Raw genomic sequence first — 17,786 nt, 5'->3', positions numbered from 1 at the left:
GAATTCAGATGGACGACAATACTTCCGATCTCTTCGCCGGGTCCGACGCACCGGACGCCGAAGCGCTGACGCTCGGCAACTACGCGGAGCAGGCGTATCTCAGCTACGCGGTCAGCGTCGTGAAGAGCCGCGCGCTGCCCGACGTGTGCGACGGCCAGAAGCCGGTGCAGCGCCGGATCCTGTTCGCGATGAACGAAATGGGCCTCGGCCCGGACGCGAAGCCGGTGAAGTCGGCGCGCGTGGTGGGCGACGTGCTCGGTAAATACCACCCGCACGGCGACCAGTCGGCATACGATGCGCTCGTGCGTCTCGCGCAGGATTTCTCGCTGCGCTATCCGCTGATCGACGGGCAGGGCAACTTCGGCTCGCGCGACGGCGACGGCGCGGCAGCGATGCGATACACCGAGGCGAGGCTCACGCCGATCTCGAAGCTGCTGCTCGACGAGATCGACCAGGGCACGGTCGACTTCATGCCGAACTACGACGGCTCGTTCGAGGAACCGAAGACGCTGCCGAGCCGCATGCCGTTCGTGCTGCTGAACGGCGCATCGGGCATCGCTGTGGGTCTCGCGACCGAGATTCCGTCCCACAACCTGCGCGAGGTCGCGGCGGCGGCGGTCGCGTTGATCCGCAATCCGAAGCTCACGCACGCGGAGCTGATGAACCTGATCCCCGGCCCGGACTTCCCGGGCGGCGGCCAGATCATCTCGAGCGACACCGAGATCGCGGCGGCCTATGAAACCGGCCGCGGCAGCCTGAAGGTACGCGCGCGCTGGAAGATCGAGGATCTCGCGCGCGGCCAGTGGCAGCTCGTCGTCACCGAGCTGCCGCCGAACACGTCGGGCCAGAAGGTGCTCGAGGAAATCGAGGAACTCACCAATCCGAAGCTCAAGCTCGGCAAGAAGACGCTCACGCCCGAGCAGCTCAACACCAAGAAGGCGATGCTCGACCTGCTCGACGCGGTGCGCGACGAGTCGGGCAAGGAAGCGGCGGTGCGGCTCGTGTTCGAGCCGAAGTCGCGCACGATCGACCAGACCGAATTCGTGAACACGCTGCTCGCGTATACGAGCCTCGAGTCGAACGCGACACTGAACCTCGTGATGATCGGCGCCGACGGCCGGCCAGGCCAGAAGGGGCTGCTGACGATCCTCGACGAATGGGTGAAGTTCCGCCAGCTCACGATGACGCGCCGCTGCCGCCATCGTCTCGCGAAGGTCGACGACCGCATCCACATCCTCGAAGGGCGGATGATCGTCTTCCTGAACATCGACGAGGTGATCCGCATCATCCGCGAGTCGGATGAGCCGAAGGCTGCGCTGATGAGCGCGTTCGGCCTGAGCGACCGCCAGGCCGAAGACATCCTCGAAATCCGCCTGCGTCAGCTCGCGCGGCTCGAGAAGATCAAGATCGAGAAGGAACTCGAGGCGCTGCGTGACGAGAAGGCGAAGCTCGAGGAACTGCTCGCGAACGAAAGCGCGATGAAGCGGCTGATGATCAAGGAGATCGAGGCCGACGCGAAGCAGTACGGCGACGACCGCCGCACGCTGATCCAGCAGGAAAAGCGCGCGACGTTCGAGGCGAAGGTCGTCGACGAGCCGGTGACGGTCGTCGTGTCGCAGAAGGGCTGGGTGCGTGCGCTGAAGGGGCACGGGCTCGACCCGGCCGGCTTCTCGTTCAAGGCAGGCGATCACCTGTATGCGGCATTCCAGTGCCGCACGCCCGATCGACTGATCGCGTGGGGCAGCAGCGGCCGCGTGTACTCGGTCGACGTGTCGGTGCTGCCGGGCGGGCGCGGCGACGGCGTGCCGGTGACGTCGTTGATCGAGCTCGAATCGGGCTCGCACCTGATGCACTACTACGCAGCGCCGGCCGACCAGCAACTGCTGCTCGCGTCGAGCAACGGCTTCGGCTTCCTCGCGAAGGTCGGCGACATGGTGAGCCGCGTGAAGGCCGGCAAGTCGTTCATGACCATCGATGCGGGCGCGGTGCCGCTCGCGCCGATGCCCGTGCTGCCGAACGCAACGCAGGTCGCGTGTCTGTCGAGCGGCGGTCGACTGCTGGTGTTCGGGATGGACGAGATGAAGACGCTGTCGGGTGGCGGCCGCGGCGTGATCCTGATGGCGCTCGACGACAAGGAAACGCTCGTGCAGGCGCTCGCGATCGACCCGGCCGGCGTCGTGCTGATCGGCACCGGCCGCGGCGGCAAGGCGCAGGACGAAACGCTGTCGTACGCGGGGCTCGCGCCGCACGTCGGCAAGCGTGCGCGGAAGGGCCGCGCGCCGGAAACGAAGCTCAAGGTCGTCACCGAGCTGCGTCCGCTGCTCGGCTGACGCCGCATCCGTTGGCCGGCTCGACCGGTATCGAAGGCCGCACCTCCGCTTCGGCGGGCGTGCGGCCGATTCTTTTTTGCGCGACGCATCCAGGCAAGCGCGAGTGGCGCCATCACGCGGAACTTGCAAAATATTGTGAAATTCCGCCAGGGGTCTGAACCGAGCGGCTGCGCGCGGGTCGAACGTCGCTCGAGACCGCGCGTGACGCGGCTGTTCGTTGCACTTAACTCATACCAGGATTGCCGCCATGTCCCACGCTGTTGCCGTCGCGCTGTTTCTTCATCTGCTGGCCGTCGCCGTGTGGGTGGGCGGGATGGTCTTCGCGCACTTCTGCCTGCGCCCGGCGCTGTCCGACCTGACGCCGCAGTTGCGACTGCCGCTGATCGAGGGCGTGTTCGGCCGATTCTTCAACTGGGTGTCGGGGTCGGTGATCGTGATCCTGCTGTCCGGCGGTTTCCTGCTCACGGCATTCGGCGGCGCGCACGCGACGTGGACGCTGCATGCGATGGCGGGGCTCGGTGTCGTGATGATGCTGATCTTCGGCCACATCCGCTTCGCGCTGTTCCCGCGCATCCGCCGCGCGGTGCAGGCGCAGAACTGGCCGGACGGCGCGCGCGCGGTGAACACGGTGCGCCTGCTTGTCGTCGTCAACCTCGTGCTCGGCGTCGTGACGATCGGCGCAGCCGTGCTGTCGCGCGGCCTCTGAGCGCGAACGCCTGACCTTGCGGCGCCGTTCGCCGCCCGCCGCCGGCGCGATGCCGCGCGCCGCTATGCGGCCAGCATCGCGTCGAGCAGCCACGCGCCGGCCGGGCCGAGCGGCCGGTTGCGCGACCACACCGCATCGACCCGCACGCGGCGCGGCCAGCCACGCGAGCGCAGCTCGCAGAGGCGCTCGCCCGCGAAGTGCTCGACCATCCAGCGCGGCAGCTCGGCCCAGCCGAACCCCAGCACCGCCATCTCCAGCAGCATCAGGTAGCTCGGCGCGAGCCAGCGCTGCGTGCCGATGACGATCCGGTCGTCGGCGCCGCGATCCTCCGGTTTCACGTACGTGTTGAGGCGCAGCTCGCGCGCGTCGCGCAGCGCAGCATGCGGCACGTCAGCGTCGCCGTAGGCCGCCAGCGCGTGCGTGTGCCCGACGAACAGACCGATCTCCGATTCCTCCGCCACCGTCGCCGCGCCGATATCGGGCGGGTAGGCGGCGCGCGCGGCCATCAGCCCGAGCTGGGCGCGGCCCTGCTGGATCAGGTCGAGCACGTCCTCGTGTTCGGCAATCTGGCATTCGAGTTCCAGCGTCGGAAAGCGCCGCTCGAGCGCCATCAAGGTTTCCTCGTAACGCTTCGATTGATACGTATCGGACACGACGAGCGTCAGCCGTGCTTCCTCGCCCTGCGCGAGCCGCGCGGCGGTGCGGTCGATCGCCGCGCCGGCCTCCAGTGCGCGCTGCACCTGCGGCAGCAGCGCACGTCCGGCGTCGGTCAGCGTCGGTGCGCGCGTGGAGCGGTCGAACAACTGCACGCCGAGATCGATCTCGAGGTTCGCGATCGCTTCGGACACCGTCGACTGGCGCTTGCCGAGCTTGCGCGCGGCGGCCGTGAACGAGCCGAGCAGCGCGGCTTCGGCGAAGGCGAGCAGGGCTTCGGGGGCGTGGCGCATGCGCGGGTCTCACAGCGTTATATCGGTAAAACCGATGATATCAAACTGGATTCATGCATTTACGCCGATCAAAATGGCCGGCATACGCTTCACAAACGAACTGGAGGGACCCATGAAACAGATGAACAAGACGGTGACGGAGCGCCTCGTTCACGCGCTGACGTTCGAACTGGTGGCGATCGCGCTGTGCGCGCCGATCGGCGCGTGGTTGCTCGACATGCCGGTGTCGCACGTCGGCGTGCTGACGGTGATGGTGTCGTTGATCGCGATGGCCTGGAACATGACGTTCAACACGCTGTTCGACCGTTTCGAGCGCCGCGCCGGCCTCACGCGCACGCTCGGGATGCGGATCGCGCACGCGGTCGTATTCGAACTCGGCCTGGTCGCAATGGTGGTGCCGGTTGCCGCGTGGTGGCTGAACGTGAGCCTGGTCGAGGCGCTGCTGCTCGACCTCGGCATCGTGCTGTTCTTCCTGCCGTACACGTTCTGCTTCAACCTCGCGTACGACGCGTTGCGTGCACGCTGGGTCGCACGCCGCGTCGCCGTGCAGGCGAGTTGAACGGCCAGCCGTCGGCGGTGGTGGAGGGCGTGCCGTCAGTGCGCGATGGCGGCCCATAACAGCCACGCGCCGCACACGATCGCGACCGCACCATAGACGGCGTACACGGGCACCTTGAAGCGCGTGAAGCACAGCGTCGCAAACGCGCCCGTGAGCCAGTAGACGGGATCGGCCGGTTCGCGGTGGAGGATCCTCACGACGGCGACGACGAGAAAACCCGTCGTTGCCGCGCGCAGCAGGCGCATCCCGTGCTCGAAGCGCGAATGGCGCTTGAGCCGGAGCAGATGGTTCTGCGCGAATGCGACGAGACACCCCGACGGAATGAACAGCGCGGCGGTCGCGAGCAGCGCGCCGGTCCAGCCGTCGGTCAGGTAGCCGAGGAACGGCACGACGTTCAGCAGCGGGCCGGGCGACACCGGCGACAGCGCGAACGCGAGCGTGAAGTCGTGATCGGAGATGCCGGTGGCCGGCGACACGAACAGCGTCTTGAGCACGGGCAGCGCGGAGAAGCCGCCGCCGAACAGCGTCATGCCGGCGCCGGCGAGCCGCGGCCACAGCAGCGTCTCCTGGTAGTCGCCGGGCAGCGGCAGCGCGAACAGCGCGACGAGCACGGCGAGCAGCACGAGCAGGTTGCGGTCGCGTTTCGACAGCGTGAAGTCGACCGAGTCGTGTTGCGACGGCCCGGTCAGCCAGCCGGCTGCAAACGCAGCGAAGAGAATCCCGACGAAGGCGGCCGGACTATGCGCGAAAGCGAGCAGAATCGTCGATAGCGCGGCGATTGCCTGTTCGAGCCGTGTGCTCGCGAGCGTGCGCAACTGCTTGACCCACGTGACGCCGATCAGTGCGGCGAGCACCATCCCGAAGTGATTGATCAGCATCGGCGCGGCAAGCGAGCGCACGATCGGCGTGCGGTAGAAGATCGCGAACAGCGTCATCAGCAAGGAGAACGGCAGCACGCTCGCGATGCCGGCGATCCATGCGCCGGTGCGGCCGTGCAGCGTCTGGCCGACCTGCACCGCGACATTGCAGCCGACGGGGCCTGGCACGAGCCATGCCAGGGCGACGAGATCGGCGAACACGTGCGGCTCGATGCGCTGCAACCGGTCGACGTAGTGGCGTTCGAGCTGCGCCATCATCGAAAGCCCGCCCCAGGACACGGCGGAAATGCTGGCCACGACCTTGAACAAGGCCCAAAGGGATGCCTGTGCCTGTTCGACACGTTCGGCCGCTTCGACTTCGACGGTTGTCATGACTGTGCTGTTGGCGCTGGGCCTGGTCTTGCGCGTGGAAACGTGCCGGCAGCCCGCCGACACGATGGCCCTCCCGATTGTCCGCCGCGCATCGTGACACTGCCATGCGCGAAAACGCTAGTTAATGAACTAAACAACCGGATCGGAAACCGAAATAATCGGTGTGCTGCGCAACATTGCCGCGCGGGCTGCGGGCTGCGGGCTGCGGACTCAGGCGCCCGTGCTGCCGGTCGCGCGGTGCGTGAGGACGTTCGGCAGGTCGCCGCGCACGCCGAAGCGTGCGATCAGCGCAGGGATCGCGTCGGCCGGCACGGGGCGCGAGAACAGGAAGCCCTGCGCCTCGATCTCGCCGAGCGCGGACAGCCATGCGATCTGCTCCTCGGTTTCGGTGCCCTCGACGACGACCGTCAGGCCGAGCGAGCGCGCGAGATGCACGATCGACGACACCATCACGCACACGCTGCGATCGTTCGGGATCGCCTGCACGAACGAGCGGTCGACCTTCAGCGTATCGACGGAGAAGCGGTGCAGGTACGACAGCGACGAATACCCGGTACCGAAATCGTCGAGCGCGACCCGGATGCCGAGCTTCTTCAACGCGACGATCTTCTCGGAGACGAGCTCCGGATATTCCATCATCGCGGTCTCGGTGATCTCGATTTCGAGCCGGTTCGCCTCGATGCCGGTGTCCTGCAGCGCCTGCGAAATCGTCTCGATCAGGTCGCCGCGCCAGAACTGCACCGGCGAGATGTTGACCGCGAGCGTCAGCGTGTCGTGGCCATCGTCGCGCCAGCGCGCGATCTGTTCGCACGCGGTGCGGATCACGAAGTCGCCGATGGGCACGATCAGGCCCGTCGATTCGGCAATCGAAATGAATTCGTTCGCGGAGATGATCCCGTGCTCGGGGTGATCCCAGCGCGCGAGCGCCTCGAAGCCGGTGATCGTGCGGTGCGTCAGGTCGATCTTCGGCTGGTAAGCGAGGAACAGTTGCCCCTCGGCGAGCGCGACGCGCAATTGCTGTTCCCAGCGCATCAGGTGGTCCGCGCGATGCGACAGGTGCGGCGCGTAGAACTGGTAGCAGTTCTTGCCCGCGTCCTTCGCGCTGTACATCGCGAGATCGGCCTTCTTCAGCAGGTCGATCTCGCTTTCGTTCGCGACGGTGTGCAGCGCGATGCCGATGCTCGCGTGCAGCACGAACGAACTGCCGCGCACGTCGAACGACTCGGCGAACATCCGGATGATCGCTTCCGCGAGCCGCACCGCGCGCCGTTCGACGTCGTCGCCCTTCATCACGACGACGAACTCGTCGCCGCCGATCCGTGCAAGCGACCCTTCGTCGCCGACGGCATCCGACAGGCGCGACGCGGTCATCTGCAGCACGATGTCGCCGGCGTTGTGGCCGAGGGTGTCATTGACGGTCTTGAAGTTGTCGAGGTCGATGAACAGCAGGCCCAGCCGCGACAGGCTGGCCGGCATCGACACGTCGTTGCGCAGCCCGCGCAGCGTCGCGTAGCGGTTCGCGAGGCCGGTGAGGAGGTCGTACTCGGCGAGCTGGGTCATCTCGCGCTCGCGGCCGAGCAGCTTGCCGATCAGCCCCGTCGCGACGCCGAAGAACGCGAGCATCGCGAGCGTGATGAAGCTCGTCATCAGCAGATAGACGTTGCGCGTGTGGTAGTAGTCCGCGAATTCTTCGGACTGCGACAGCCCGACCATCACCGCGAGCGGGTAGCCGTCGAGGTGGCGGTACGACACGATGCGCGTCACGCCGTCGATCGGGTCGATGATCGTGCCTGTCACGCGCTCGGAGATCGGGTAGACGCCCGATGCGGAGAACGCGCCGGGTGCGTTGTTGAGCGAGCCGGTGCGCCGCGCGAGCACGGCGCCCGTGTCGGACACCACGGCGATCACGCCTTCCTTGCCGATCGCCGCGTTGTTGTAGAAATCGTTCGTGAAGTAGCTCGGGTCTTCCGACACCACGACGATGCCCGCGAAGCTGCCGTCCGGATTGTTCAGGCGCCGCGTCATCTGCAGCGTCCAGTGGCTCGACACGCGGCCGAGCACGGGCTTGCTGATGTACAGGCGGTCGTCGTTGTGCGCGAGGTGGACCTTGAAGTGCTCGCGGTCGGCCAGGTTGATCGGCTTCGGATGGAGTTCGGCCGTGTTCGCGAACAGGATGCCCTTCGCGTTGACGAGCGAAACCTGGATCAGCGTGTCGCTCGGCACGACGCCTTTTTCGACCGCGCTCGCGAGGTTGAAGCGCGCGGGCGATTTCTCGAACTCGAACTTGACGAAGCGGGTGATCTGGTCGACCTGGTGGATCGCCTTGACCGTGTGCTGTTCGAGCGCCGACGACAGGATCGCCGCCGAGGCCGCCGCTTCCTTGTACGCGCTGTCCTTTTCGACCGACAGCCGCGCGACGATCACCGCCCACAGCAGCGCAAGCGCCAGCATCCCGAGCAGCGGGATCGCGAACAGCGCGCGCCGGCGCGACTTGCGCGGCGCGCGCAGCGGTCGGGTCGGCGGCGTGTGGTTTGACCGGGCGGAGCTCATCTGAGAGGGCGGCGTCCTGCTCGCATGCGTCATCCGTCTGGATGGCTGGCTATGGTTCGGGTTGTCCCGACGTCTGTTCGTTCGCGGGACACGCAACCATGGACAGACCTCCGAAACAACGGATTAGGCCCGATATTACTGGCTGGAACGCTTTTGCGATAGTTGGGCGAATCGTAGGGCGCCGGACGGGCCGGCGCCATCGCACATCGCGAAATGTTAAACAGGAGACCGGAAGGTGCCGTCGACGACCGTGACGACGTGGCCGCCGATCCACGTGGTGCCGTCTTCGTCATAACTGACGGAGATGCGGCCGTCGCGGCCGATCGCCGTACCCTGGCGGGCCGTATACGACTGGCCGGGGCGGCGCTCCTGCCGCGTCAGCAGCCCGGCCAGCGCGGCGTTGGCGCTGCCGGTGACCGGGTCCTCGCCGAAGCCGAAGTTGCCGCCCGTCATCAGGCAGCGGATTTCGAATGTCGCGGGGCCGCCTTCGGCATGCGGCGCGTAGACGGCGAGGCCGTCCACGCCATAGCGGCGCGTGAGTGCCTCCAGCGCGGCCGGATCGGGCGACAGGCCGACGCACGCGTCGGCCGACTTCAGTCGCACGACCAGCCACGGCGCGCCGTTGTCCACCGCACACGGCTCGGCTTCCAGGTCGATCGAGTCACTGCGCAACGCGGCAGCCAGCGCCGCGTAGTCCGAACGGTCGAGCGGCGTGACGCGGGCAGGCGGCGCGGCGAACGCCCAGCCGCCGGCCTGCTCGCGCAGCGCGACCCGGCCGACCCCGCACTGCTGGATCAGCCGGCCCGGCGTGCGTGGCCGCGCGCCGCTTTCCAGGAACGCATGCGCGGTGCCGAGCGTCGGATGGCCGGCGAACGGCAGTTCACCGGCCGTCGTGAAGATCCGCACGCGGTAGTCGGCGTCCGGATCGGTCGGCGTGCAGACGAACGTCGTTTCCGACAGGTTCGTCCAGCGGGCGATCTCGAGCATGGCGTCGTCGCCGAGCGAATCGGCGTCGAACACGACGGCGAGCGGGTTGCCCTTGAACGGCACCGACGTGAAGACGTCGACCTGCTTGAAGCGGACGAGACGACCGGTCATATTGATGCGCCCGTTACGCGACTTCGGCGATCAGTTCGATCTCGACGCACGCGCCGAGCGGAATCTGCGCGACGCCGAACGCCGAACGCGCGTGCTTGCCTGCGTCGCCGAACACTTCGGCGATCAGTTCCGACGCACCGTTCGTCACGATGTGCTGTTCGGTGAAGTCGAGCGTCGAGTTGACGAGGCTCATCAGCTTCACGATGCGCGTGACCTTGTTCAGGTCGCCCGTGTGCGCGTGCAGCGTCGCGAGCAGGTCGATCGCGATCGAGCGTGCGGCCGCCTTGCCGTCTTCCGTCTGCAGATCCGCGCCGAGCTTGCCGGCCCAGACCTTGCCGTCCTTCTTCGCGATGTGGCCCGACAGGTAGACCGTGTTGCCGCTTTGCGCGCTCATCACGTAGGCGGCGGCGGGTGCGCCGGCGGTCGGGAGTTCGATGCCGAGCGACTTCAGTTTGTCGTAGACGTTAGCCATGGGTTCGATTCCTCGTTGAGAGTCGTGACAGGAAAAAGGGGATCAGAGACGCTCGCGCAGCAGCTTGCCGAGGCGCGCGACGCCTTCCTCGATCTTCTCCGGCGGCACCGTCACGAACGACAGGCGCAGCGTGTTCTGCTGCGGGTCGTTCGCGAAGAACGGCGCGCCCGGCACGAAGGCGACGTGGTTGGCGACCGCGGCCTCGAGCAGCTTCATGCTGTCGATCTGCGCGGGCAGATTGACCCAGATGAACATGCCGCCGTCCGGGCGGTTCCACGTGACGCCTTCCGGCATGTGGCGCGCGAGCGACGCGAGCATCGCCTCGCATTGCGCGCCGTACAGCTGGCGGATCGTCGGGATGTGCTCGTCGAGGAAGCCGTCCTTGATCACTTCGTGCGCGATGCGCTGCGTGAGCGTCGGCGTGTGCAGGTCGGTGGCCTGCTTGGCCTGCACGAGCTTGAAGTGGAGCTCCTCGGGAGCAATGATGTAGCCGATCCGCAGGCCCGGCGCGAGCACCTTCGAGAACGTGCCGAGGTGCACGATATGGTCGGGCGCCATCGACAGCATCGTCGGCAGCGGTTCGCCCTGGTAGTTCAGTGCGCCGTACGGGTCGTCTTCCAGCACCGGGAACGGGCTCGACTGCGCGAACGCGGCGAGCGCTCGACGGCGCTCGACGGGCAGGCGGCGGCCGGTCGGGTTCTGGAAGTTCGGCTGCGCGTACAGCAGGCGCGCACCTTGCGTCAGGTCGGGCGTGAGGCCTTCGGGCAGCAGGCCCAGCTCGTCGGTCGGCACCTGCACGTAGCGCGGCTCGTACAGCGAGAACGACTGCAGCGCGCCGAGGTAGGTCGGGGTTTCGACCAGGATCGGGCTGTCCGGATCGATCAGCGCCTTGCCGAGCAGGTCGAGCGCCTGCTGCGAGCCGGTCGTGATCAGCACCTGCGACACGCGCACGCTGTAGCGCTCGGCGATCCATTCGCGCAGCGGCAGGTAGCCTTCGGTCGCGCTGTACTGGAGTGCGGCGGCGGGCGCATCGCGCAGCACGCGGTCGGCCGCGGCGCGCATGCGTTCGGCCGGGAACGTCGCGGGAGCGGGCAGGCCGCCTGCGAACGAGATGACCTCGGGGCGTTCCGTGACCTTCAGGATCTCGCGGATCGCAGAGCTCGTCAGCTTGCGGGCGCGTTCGGAAAGCTGCCAGTGCGGCGGATGCAGGTCGCTCGGATTCATAGTCTCCTCGTTCGGATATCGTGGTCAGTCAAGAAAGGTCGATCGGGCTGATCGCGTCGACGCGGCCGGGTGGGTGCGCGGGAGCGCGATCGGGCCGTCGCGGCCGGGTGGGCAAAACCGTTCAGGCAAAACGAACATTATGGCGCACCTCATCAACCGGCGCGAGCGGCGCGCGGGGCCGTGGCCACCGCCGAGCGCCGGCCCAGCATCACGGTCGCGATCACGGCGGCCGCGAACAGCCAGGTCGACGGCGTCACCGTCTCGCCGAACAGCAGCGCGGAAAAGGCGATCGTGAAGAAGATCTGCAGCAGCTGCACCTGGCCGACGCGCGCGATGCCGCCCATGGCGAGCCCGGCGTACCACGCGAAAAAGCCGATGAATTGCGAAAAAAGGGTCACGTAGCCGAATGCAAGCCACGTGCGCAACGCGAGCGGGGCAGGGTGCGCGACGTGCTGCGTCCATGCGAGCCAGCCGACCGGCAGCACCAGGAACGGCGCGGACACGACGAGCGCCCAGCAGATCACCTGCCAGCCGCCGATCTGGCGCGCGAGGCGCGCGCCTTCCGCGTAGCCGAGCGCGCCGATGCCGACGGCGACGAGCATCAGTGCGTCGCCGGCCTGCACCGTGCCGCCGCCGTCACGTAGCGCGAACGCGATCACGAGCGCGCTGCCCGCCAGCGCGCTGGCCCAGAACGCCTTCGACGGCCGCTCGTGCGACAGCCACGCCGCGTACAGCGCGACGAACAGCGGCTGCAGCCCGTTGACGACCGCGCCGTGCGAGGCCGGCACGGTTTTCATCGCCCAGGCGGAGAACACCGGATACGCGATGATCACGCCGGCCGACACGACCGCGAGGCTTTTCAGCTGCGCGCGGGTCGGCAGCCGTTCGCGGCGCCACCACAGCAGCAGGCCGGCCGGCACCGACGCGGCGAGCGCGCGGCCGAGCCCGTTCAGTAGCGGGTTGAGTTCGGAGACGACGATCCGCGTCATCGGCAGCGTCAGGCTGAAGATCATCACGCCGATGAGGCCGAGCAGCATGCCCCGGGTTTCGCGCGAATTCATGAAATGGGTGTCTCCGTAATGCGGGGTTCGTGTAATCGGGGGGGGGCGGCAGGGGCGTTCAGCGCAGCGTGCGTGCGCCCTGCGGCGTGTCGAATTCGGCGACGAGCGCCGGCGGGCCGTCGCCGGTGTCGACGTCGAGCAGATGGCCGGCGCCGAGCCAGTCGAGCTGCTCGCGGATGACGTCCGCATGCGGGTGGATGCCCTTGAGCGCTTTCAGTGCGACGCCGTCGTTCGGCAGCGATTCGGCCGGATGGCGCGGGCTGTCCCACTGGATCAGCGATGGCACGAGGCCGTCGCCGACGCCTTGCCACGCGGGAAACGCGCCGTCGTCGGGCACCGTGAGACCCCAGCTCAGGTCGCCGCGCCGCATCGCGACGACCGGCGCGATGCGCGCCGGGTACTGGCTTTGCCACATCGCGAGCTGGCGCGGGCGGTCGACGCGCGCGACCCAGTGAGCGAGAAACGGGCCCTGCGCGAGCCGTGCGTGCATCGCCGGATCGTCGAGCGCGAACAGCCGCGCGCGCGGCGGCGTGGCGCCGTCGTCCGGGGCGGATGCGTCGGGGTCGATCGCGATCACTTCGAGATAGAGCCCGCCCCAGACGCCGAACAGCGCATTGTGGGTCCGCATCAGCGGGTGGCGGCCGCCGCCGGCCGGCTCGATGCCGAGCGAAGCGGCGACATGGCGCACGCCTTCGTCGAGCGTGCGCGCGGCGATCACGAGATGGTCGAGGGTCAGGGAGCGGGCTGGCATGAACGTCGGTCGGGAAGCGAAAGTGTCATGGTGGGCGGGCGATGCGCCGGACGGTTGCGGAACCGGCCGGTGCCCGGGCCGCGATGCAGGCCCGGCGGTGCGGCACCGCGTGCGGCAAGGCCGCGACGGCAGCCGCACGATCGCCATTCCGGTCAACTGTAATCGTCGGCACCGGCACAGTAACGGTACAATCGGCGCGATAGCCTTCGGTACAGTTGGAGCCGCCACCACCCATGTCCACCGTCCCACTCGCCCAGATTCCCGCGCCGCACGATACGGCCACGCTCACGCTCGTCGACCAGCTCGTCCAATGGGCGCGGCGCCGAATCGACGAACGCGTGTTCCGGCCCGGCATGCGGATGCCGTCGATCCGCAAGCTCGCGCTCGACAAGAGCGTGTCGCGCTTTACCGTGGTGGAAGCGTACGAACGGCTCGTCGCGCAGGGCTACCTCGACTCGCGGCGCGGCTCGGGTTTCTACGTGCGCGAGCGCACGGCCACCGGCCCGCAGCCGGCCGACAACGTGGTGCGCGTGGCCGAGGCCGCGCCCGTGCACAACACGATCGACGTCGTCTGGCTGCTGCGCAACATGCTGCACACCGTCAGTCCGGAAAAAGGGCCGGGTCTCGGCTACTTGCCGGGCCGCTGGCTCGACGGCGAGCTGATCACCGGCGCGCTGCGCGCGCTCGGGCGCCAGTCCGGCGCGCAGATGCTCGGTTTCGGCACCGCGCAGGGTTTCCTGCCGCTGCGCCAGCAATTGCAGACGCGGCTCGCGGAAGTCGAGATCGGCGCGAAGCCCGAGCAGCTCGTGCTGGTGTCGGGCATCACGCAGGCGATCGACCTGATCTCGCGGATCTACGTGCGGCCCGGCGATGCGGTGATCGTCGGCGATCCCGCGTGGTTCCAGATGTTCGGCCGCTTCGCGTCGCAGGGCGCGCAACTGGTCGGCATGCCCTATACGCCCGACGGCCCCGATCTCGACGCGCTGGAAACGCTCGTGCAGATGTGGCGGCCGAAGATGCTCGTGATCAATTCGGTGCTGCAGAACCCGACCGGCACGTCGCTGTCGGCCGCGCAGGCGTTCCGGATCCTGAAGCTCGCGGAGGCGTACGACTTCCTCGTCGTCGAGGACGACGTGTACGGCGACCTGTGCCCGCCGAGCTATCCGGCCACGCGGCTCGCGAGTCTCGACCAGCTGAAGCGCGTGATCTACCTGGGCAGCTATTCGAAGACGCTCGCGGCGAATTTGCGGGTCGGCTATGTCGCCTGCGCACCGGAGATCGCGAAGGCGGTCACCGACCAGAAAATGCTGGTCGGCATGACGACGCCGGAGCTCAACGAGCGCGTCTTGTACAAGATCCTGACCGAAGGGCATTACCGGCGCCACGTCGAGCGGCTGCGCGCGCGGCTCGACGGCGTGCGCGACAAGACCGCGCGGATGCTCGAGCGTACCGGGTTGCGGCTCTTCACGATGCCGGCGGCGGGGATGTTCCTGTGGGCCGACACGGGCGTCGATTCGGACGCGCTCGCGGCCGCCGCGCACGAGGAAGGGTTCCTGCTGACGCCGGGGAGCCTGTTCTCGCCGCAGCAGTCGTCGTCGACCTGGACGCGCTTCAACGTCGCGAACTGCGGCGATCCGGCACTGCCGGGGTTTCTCGCGCGCTATATCGAAGCGGCGGCGCGGCGCGCGTCGTGACGGGGGGCGGCACGCCGCCCCTTGAAATCCGCTCGCCCGTCCCCAGATACCCGCGCGAACCGCTTGCGCCAGGCGGTCGTCCTTGACGGGCCCGCCGGCATCGCGCGCCGGCCGCCCGCGCCACACCATTCAAGTTCATGTAAGAGGAAACAGCATCCATGGCACACGAAACGATGAGCTTTCAGGCAGAGGTCAAGCAACTCCTCCACCTGATGATTCATTCGCTCTACAGCAACAAGGAAATCTTCCTGCGCGAACTGGTGTCGAACGCGTCCGACGCCGCCGACAAGCTGCGTTTCGAAGGGTTCGCGGACAACGCGCTGTACGAGAACGATCCGAACCTGCGCATCCGCATCGGCTACGACAAGGCCGCGCGCACGATCACGATCGACGACAACGGCATCGGCATGAGCCGCGACGAGGCGATCGCGAACCTCGGCACGATCGCGCGTTCGGGCACCAAGGAATTCTTCACGAAGCTGTCCGGTGACCAGCAGAAGGACGCGGCGCTGATCGGCCAGTTCGGCGTCGGCTTCTACTCGGGCTTCATCGTCGCGGACAAGATCACCGTCGAGACGCGCCGCGCCGGCCTGCCGGCGAACGAAGCCGTGCGCTGGGAAAGCGCGGGCGAGGGCGATTTCACGATCGACGCGATCGAGCGCGCGCAACGCGGCACGACGATCACGCTGCACCTGCGCGAAGGCGAGGACGAACTGCTGTCGTCGCACCGCTTGAAGTCGATCATCCAGAAGTATTCCGATCACATCGCGCTGCCGATCCTGATGCAGAAGGAAGAGTGGGATCAGGAAAAGGGCGAGATGGTCCTGAAGGACGAGGACGAGACCGTCAACCAGGCGAGCGCGCTCTGGACGCGTTCGAAGAGCGACGTCACCGACGAGCAGTACACGCAGTTCTACCAGCATATCGCGCACGACCACCAGGATCCGCTCACGTGGACGCACAACCGCGTCGAGGGCCGCAGCGAATACACGCAGCTGCTGTTCGTGCCGGCGCATGCGCCGTTCGACCTGTGGAACCGCGATTACCGCGGCGGCCTGAAGCTGTACGTGAAGCGCGTGTTCATCATGGACGACGCCGAGCAGTTGCTGCCGCAATACCTGCGCTTCGTGAAGGGCGTCGTCGATTCGGCCGACCTGCCGCTGAACGTGTCGCGTGAAATCCTGCAGGAAAGCCGCGACGTGAAGGCGATCCGCGAAGGCGTGACCAAGCGCGCGCTGTCGATGCTCGAGGAACTCGCGAACGCGGAAGAGGACGCCGGCAAGGAGAAGTACAAGACGTTCTGGAGCGCGTTCGGCCAGGTGCTGAAGGAAGGTCTGGGCGAGGATCACGCGAACCGCGAGCGGATCGCGAAGCTGCTGCGCTTCGCCTCGACGCACGGCGACACCGACGCGCAGGACGTGTCGCTCGCCGACTACGTGTCGCGCATGAAGCCCGAGCAGAGCAAGATCTACTACGTGACTGCCGATACGTGGCAGGCCGCGAAGAACAGCCCGCACCTGGAAGTGTTCCGCAAGAAGGGTGTCGAGGTGCTGCTGCTGACCGATCGCGTCGACGAATGGATGCTGTCGTTCCTGCATGAATTCGACGGCAAGCCGCTCGCGAGCGTGGCCCGCGGCGATCTCGACCTCGGCGAGCTGAACGACGAGGAAAAGAAGGCGCAGGAGCAGGCGGGCGAGGCGATCAAGCCGGTCGTCGAGAAGATGAAGGAAGCGCTCGGTGACAAGGTGAAGGAAGTGCGCGTCACGTTCCGCCTGACCGATTCACCGTCGTGCCTCGTCGCGGACGATAACGACATGAGCGGTTACCTGCAACGGATGTTGAAGGCGGCCGGCCAGAACGCGCCGGCGATGCAGCCGATCCTCGAGATCAATCCTGAGCACGCGCTCGTGAAGCAGCTGAACGCCGACAGCGCCGATTTCGGCGACTGGTGCCACCTGCTGTTCGACCAGGCGTTGCTGGCCGAAGGCGGGATGCTCGACGATCCGGCGAGCTTCGTGAAGCGGACCAACGCGCTGCTGCTGTCGCGCTCCGCGTGAACGCGCGGATGCGATTCGACGGCGCACGGGCGGGCTGGCGCGAAACGCCCCGGCCCGGCTGCACGCTCGACCAGCGCGACTGGCTGACGCGCGGTGGTTCGTTGACCGCGCATCTGGCGCGGCTCGGCGGTGTGAGCGTGCGCGTGACGCGCGAGGCCGTCGACTGCGCGTGGTTCGACGAACCGGACGCGCTCGACAGTGCGCCGCGTGCGCCGATGTGGGTGCGCGAGGTGATCCTGTCGGTCGACGGCATGCCGTACGTCGCCGCGCACAGCATCGCGCCGCTCGCGGCCAGCAAGGGCGTGTGGCAGGCGATGCGGCGGTTGCGCACGCGGCCGCTCGCGGAGCTGCTGTACAGCGATCCGCAAGTCGAACGCTCCACGCTCGTCAGCCGGCGCGTGATCGCCGGTCATCCACTGTATGCGCTCGCGAGCCATGCGTTGCAGGGTGCGCGGGCGCCGCATGCGTTCGCCGCGCGGCGCTCGGTGTTCCAGCGGCACGGCAAGCCGTTGATGGTCACCGAGTGCATGCTGCCTGCGCTGTGGCGCCATCTCGATGCGCACGGCGACGGGCCGCGATCCGTCGGGCCGCGCGGGGCGGCGTGATGCTGCAGGGCTTTGGGCCGGTCGTCGCGCCGCATACGCACACGATGATCCTCGGCAGCTTTCCGGGCGAGGCGTCGCTCGATGCGGCGCAGTACTACGCGCATCCGCGCAACCAGTTCTGGCGGTTGCTCGGTGCCGTGCTCGGCGAGCCGGGGCTGCACGAGCTTGTGTACGACGCGCGGCTCGAGCGCGTGCTTTCGCACGGCATCGGCATCTGGGACGTCCTCGATGCGTGCCATCGACAAGGCAGCCTCGATTCTGCTATCCGGAATGCGAAGCCGAACGACTTTGCGTCGTTGCGCGAGCATGCGCCGTTGCTCAAGCGCGTGTGCTTCAACGGCAAGACGGCAGGGCGGTTTGCGGAGGTGATCGGCGAGGCCGGATACGACACGCTCGTGCTGCCTTCGTCGAGCCCGGCGAACGCGATGCTGTCGTTCGAGCAGAAGTTGGCGGCTTGGCTAGCGCTTTGCGCGTGATGCCCA

General features: G+C 67.6%; 15 protein-coding genes. 7 read left to right on the top strand and 8 right to left on the bottom strand.

Translation table 11 applies throughout. The features are described from left to right. Positions 1-8: 8 nt before the first annotated feature. Together parC and BTE28158_RS18075 are read left to right on the top strand one after the other, a co-directional pair. Entirely contained in the window at positions 9-2,330 is a 2,322-nt protein-coding gene (gene parC / locus BTE28158_RS18080; protein ID WP_151048713.1) for a DNA topoisomerase IV subunit A, read from the top strand. Positions 2,331-2,577: 247 nt separating this feature from the next. Then, positions 2,578-3,036 (top strand): CopD family protein, encoded by a 459-nt coding sequence (locus BTE28158_RS18075; RefSeq protein WP_059600346.1) that lies wholly within the window; start codon positions 2,578-2,580, stop codon positions 3,034-3,036. Between the two features lie 62 nt (positions 3,037-3,098). Here the strand turns inward: BTE28158_RS18075 and BTE28158_RS18070 are convergent, their stop codons facing one another. Further along, the gene (locus BTE28158_RS18070; RefSeq protein WP_151049698.1) at positions 3,099-3,983 is read right to left on the bottom strand and encodes a LysR family transcriptional regulator; all 885 of its coding nucleotides are present in this window, start codon (positions 3,981-3,983) and stop codon (positions 3,099-3,101) included. A 112-nt stretch (positions 3,984-4,095) separates the two neighbouring features. On the opposite strand from BTE28158_RS18070, the gene BTE28158_RS18065 reads away from it, so the two are divergent. Beyond that, positions 4,096-4,542 carry a multidrug/biocide efflux PACE transporter gene (locus tag BTE28158_RS18065; protein WP_059527391.1) on the top strand — a complete coding sequence of 149 codons (447 nt, stop codon included), beginning with the start codon at positions 4,096-4,098 and terminating at the stop codon, positions 4,540-4,542. Positions 4,543-4,577: 35 nt separating this feature from the next. Here the strand turns inward: BTE28158_RS18065 and BTE28158_RS18060 are convergent, their stop codons facing one another. The 7 genes from BTE28158_RS18060 to BTE28158_RS18030 all read right to left on the bottom strand — a co-directional run bounded on the left by BTE28158_RS18060 (position 4,578) and on the right by BTE28158_RS18030 (position 12,948). Continuing rightward, the gene (locus tag BTE28158_RS18060; protein ID WP_151049696.1) at positions 4,578-5,792 is read right to left on the bottom strand and encodes a chromate transporter; all 1,215 of its coding nucleotides are present in this window, start codon (positions 5,790-5,792) and stop codon (positions 4,578-4,580) included. A 210-nt stretch (positions 5,793-6,002) separates the two neighbouring features. After that, positions 6,003-8,342 carry a bifunctional diguanylate cyclase/phosphodiesterase gene (locus BTE28158_RS18055; RefSeq protein ID WP_151049694.1) on the bottom strand — a complete coding sequence of 780 codons (2,340 nt, stop codon included), beginning with the start codon at positions 8,340-8,342 and terminating at the stop codon, positions 6,003-6,005. A 216-nt stretch (positions 8,343-8,558) separates the two neighbouring features. Beyond that, positions 8,559-9,440 carry a PhzF family phenazine biosynthesis protein gene (locus tag BTE28158_RS18050; RefSeq protein WP_151049692.1) on the bottom strand — a complete coding sequence of 294 codons (882 nt, stop codon included), beginning with the start codon at positions 9,438-9,440 and terminating at the stop codon, positions 8,559-8,561. A 13-nt stretch (positions 9,441-9,453) separates the two neighbouring features. Next, positions 9,454-9,912, bottom strand: a complete 459-nt coding sequence (locus tag BTE28158_RS18045) for a RidA family protein (RefSeq protein WP_034208050.1) — start codon at positions 9,910-9,912, stop codon at positions 9,454-9,456. A gap of 42 nt (positions 9,913-9,954) precedes the next feature. Further along, positions 9,955-11,136, bottom strand: a complete 1,182-nt coding sequence (locus BTE28158_RS18040) for an aminotransferase-like domain-containing protein (RefSeq protein ID WP_059600352.1) — start codon at positions 11,134-11,136, stop codon at positions 9,955-9,957. Between the two features lie 152 nt (positions 11,137-11,288). Next, a complete protein-coding gene (locus BTE28158_RS18035; protein ID WP_124626763.1) occupies positions 11,289-12,197 on the bottom strand; it encodes a DMT family transporter in 909 nt (302 codons plus the stop codon). Positions 12,198-12,255: 58 nt separating this feature from the next. Beyond that, positions 12,256-12,948 carry a VOC family protein gene (locus tag BTE28158_RS18030; RefSeq protein WP_151049690.1) on the bottom strand — a complete coding sequence of 231 codons (693 nt, stop codon included), beginning with the start codon at positions 12,946-12,948 and terminating at the stop codon, positions 12,256-12,258. Positions 12,949-13,181: 233 nt separating this feature from the next. Between BTE28158_RS18030 and BTE28158_RS18025 the strand changes: the two genes are divergently transcribed. The 4 genes from BTE28158_RS18025 (at position 13,182) to BTE28158_RS18010 (ending at position 17,780) form a co-directional block, all read left to right on the top strand. Continuing rightward, on the top strand, positions 13,182-14,642 hold the full coding sequence (locus BTE28158_RS18025; RefSeq protein WP_059600355.1) for an aminotransferase-like domain-containing protein: 1,461 nt from the start codon (positions 13,182-13,184) through the stop codon (positions 14,640-14,642). Between the two features lie 158 nt (positions 14,643-14,800). Beyond that, on the top strand, positions 14,801-16,699 hold the full coding sequence (gene htpG, locus BTE28158_RS18020; RefSeq protein WP_151049688.1) for a molecular chaperone HtpG: 1,899 nt from the start codon (positions 14,801-14,803) through the stop codon (positions 16,697-16,699). 8 nt (positions 16,700-16,707) lie between these two features. Then, positions 16,708-17,304, top strand: a complete 597-nt coding sequence (locus BTE28158_RS18015) for a chorismate--pyruvate lyase family protein (protein WP_124905514.1) — start codon at positions 16,708-16,710, stop codon at positions 17,302-17,304. Continuing rightward, positions 17,304-17,780 carry a DNA-deoxyinosine glycosylase gene (locus BTE28158_RS18010; RefSeq protein ID WP_151049686.1) on the top strand — a complete coding sequence of 159 codons (477 nt, stop codon included), beginning with the start codon at positions 17,304-17,306 and terminating at the stop codon, positions 17,778-17,780. Before BTE28158_RS18015 ends, BTE28158_RS18010 begins: the two co-directional genes overlap by 1 nt. Positions 17,781-17,786: the final 6 nt, after the last annotated feature.

It is taken from the genome of Burkholderia diffusa (genome assembly GCF_902499115.1).
In the GTDB taxonomy this organism is placed as follows: domain Bacteria; phylum Pseudomonadota; class Gammaproteobacteria; order Burkholderiales; family Burkholderiaceae; genus Burkholderia; species Burkholderia diffusa.
This window is presented reverse-complemented; position numbering and strand designations above follow the sequence as displayed.

Bases quoted from the DNA above. Each gene is read 5' to 3' on its own strand.
- parC (WP_151048713.1), top strand. From the start codon at position 9: ATGGACGACAATACTTCCGATCTCTTCGCCGGGTCCGACGCACCGGAC.
- BTE28158_RS18075 (WP_059600346.1), top strand. From the start codon at position 2,578: ATGTCCCACGCTGTTGCCGTCGCGCTGTTTCTTCATCTGCTGGCCGTC.
- BTE28158_RS18070 (WP_151049698.1), bottom strand. From the start codon at position 3,983: ATGCGCCACGCCCCCGAAGCCCTGCTCGCCTTCGCCGAAGCCGCGCTG.
- BTE28158_RS18065 (WP_059527391.1), top strand. From the start codon at position 4,096: ATGAAACAGATGAACAAGACGGTGACGGAGCGCCTCGTTCACGCGCTG.
- BTE28158_RS18060 (WP_151049696.1), bottom strand. From the start codon at position 5,792: ATGACAACCGTCGAAGTCGAAGCGGCCGAACGTGTCGAACAGGCACAG.
- BTE28158_RS18055 (WP_151049694.1), bottom strand. From the start codon at position 8,342: ATGAGCTCCGCCCGGTCAAACCACACGCCGCCGACCCGACCGCTGCGC.
- BTE28158_RS18050 (WP_151049692.1), bottom strand. From the start codon at position 9,440: ATGACCGGTCGTCTCGTCCGCTTCAAGCAGGTCGACGTCTTCACGTCG.
- BTE28158_RS18045 (WP_034208050.1), bottom strand. From the start codon at position 9,912: ATGGCTAACGTCTACGACAAACTGAAGTCGCTCGGCATCGAACTCCCG.
- BTE28158_RS18040 (WP_059600352.1), bottom strand. From the start codon at position 11,136: ATGAATCCGAGCGACCTGCATCCGCCGCACTGGCAGCTTTCCGAACGC.
- BTE28158_RS18035 (WP_124626763.1), bottom strand. From the start codon at position 12,197: ATGAATTCGCGCGAAACCCGGGGCATGCTGCTCGGCCTCATCGGCGTG.
- BTE28158_RS18030 (WP_151049690.1), bottom strand. From the start codon at position 12,948: ATGCCAGCCCGCTCCCTGACCCTCGACCATCTCGTGATCGCCGCGCGC.
- BTE28158_RS18025 (WP_059600355.1), top strand. From the start codon at position 13,182: ATGTCCACCGTCCCACTCGCCCAGATTCCCGCGCCGCACGATACGGCC.
- htpG (WP_151049688.1), top strand. From the start codon at position 14,801: ATGGCACACGAAACGATGAGCTTTCAGGCAGAGGTCAAGCAACTCCTC.
- BTE28158_RS18015 (WP_124905514.1), top strand. From the start codon at position 16,708: ATGCGATTCGACGGCGCACGGGCGGGCTGGCGCGAAACGCCCCGGCCC.
- BTE28158_RS18010 (WP_151049686.1), top strand. From the start codon at position 17,304: ATGCTGCAGGGCTTTGGGCCGGTCGTCGCGCCGCATACGCACACGATG.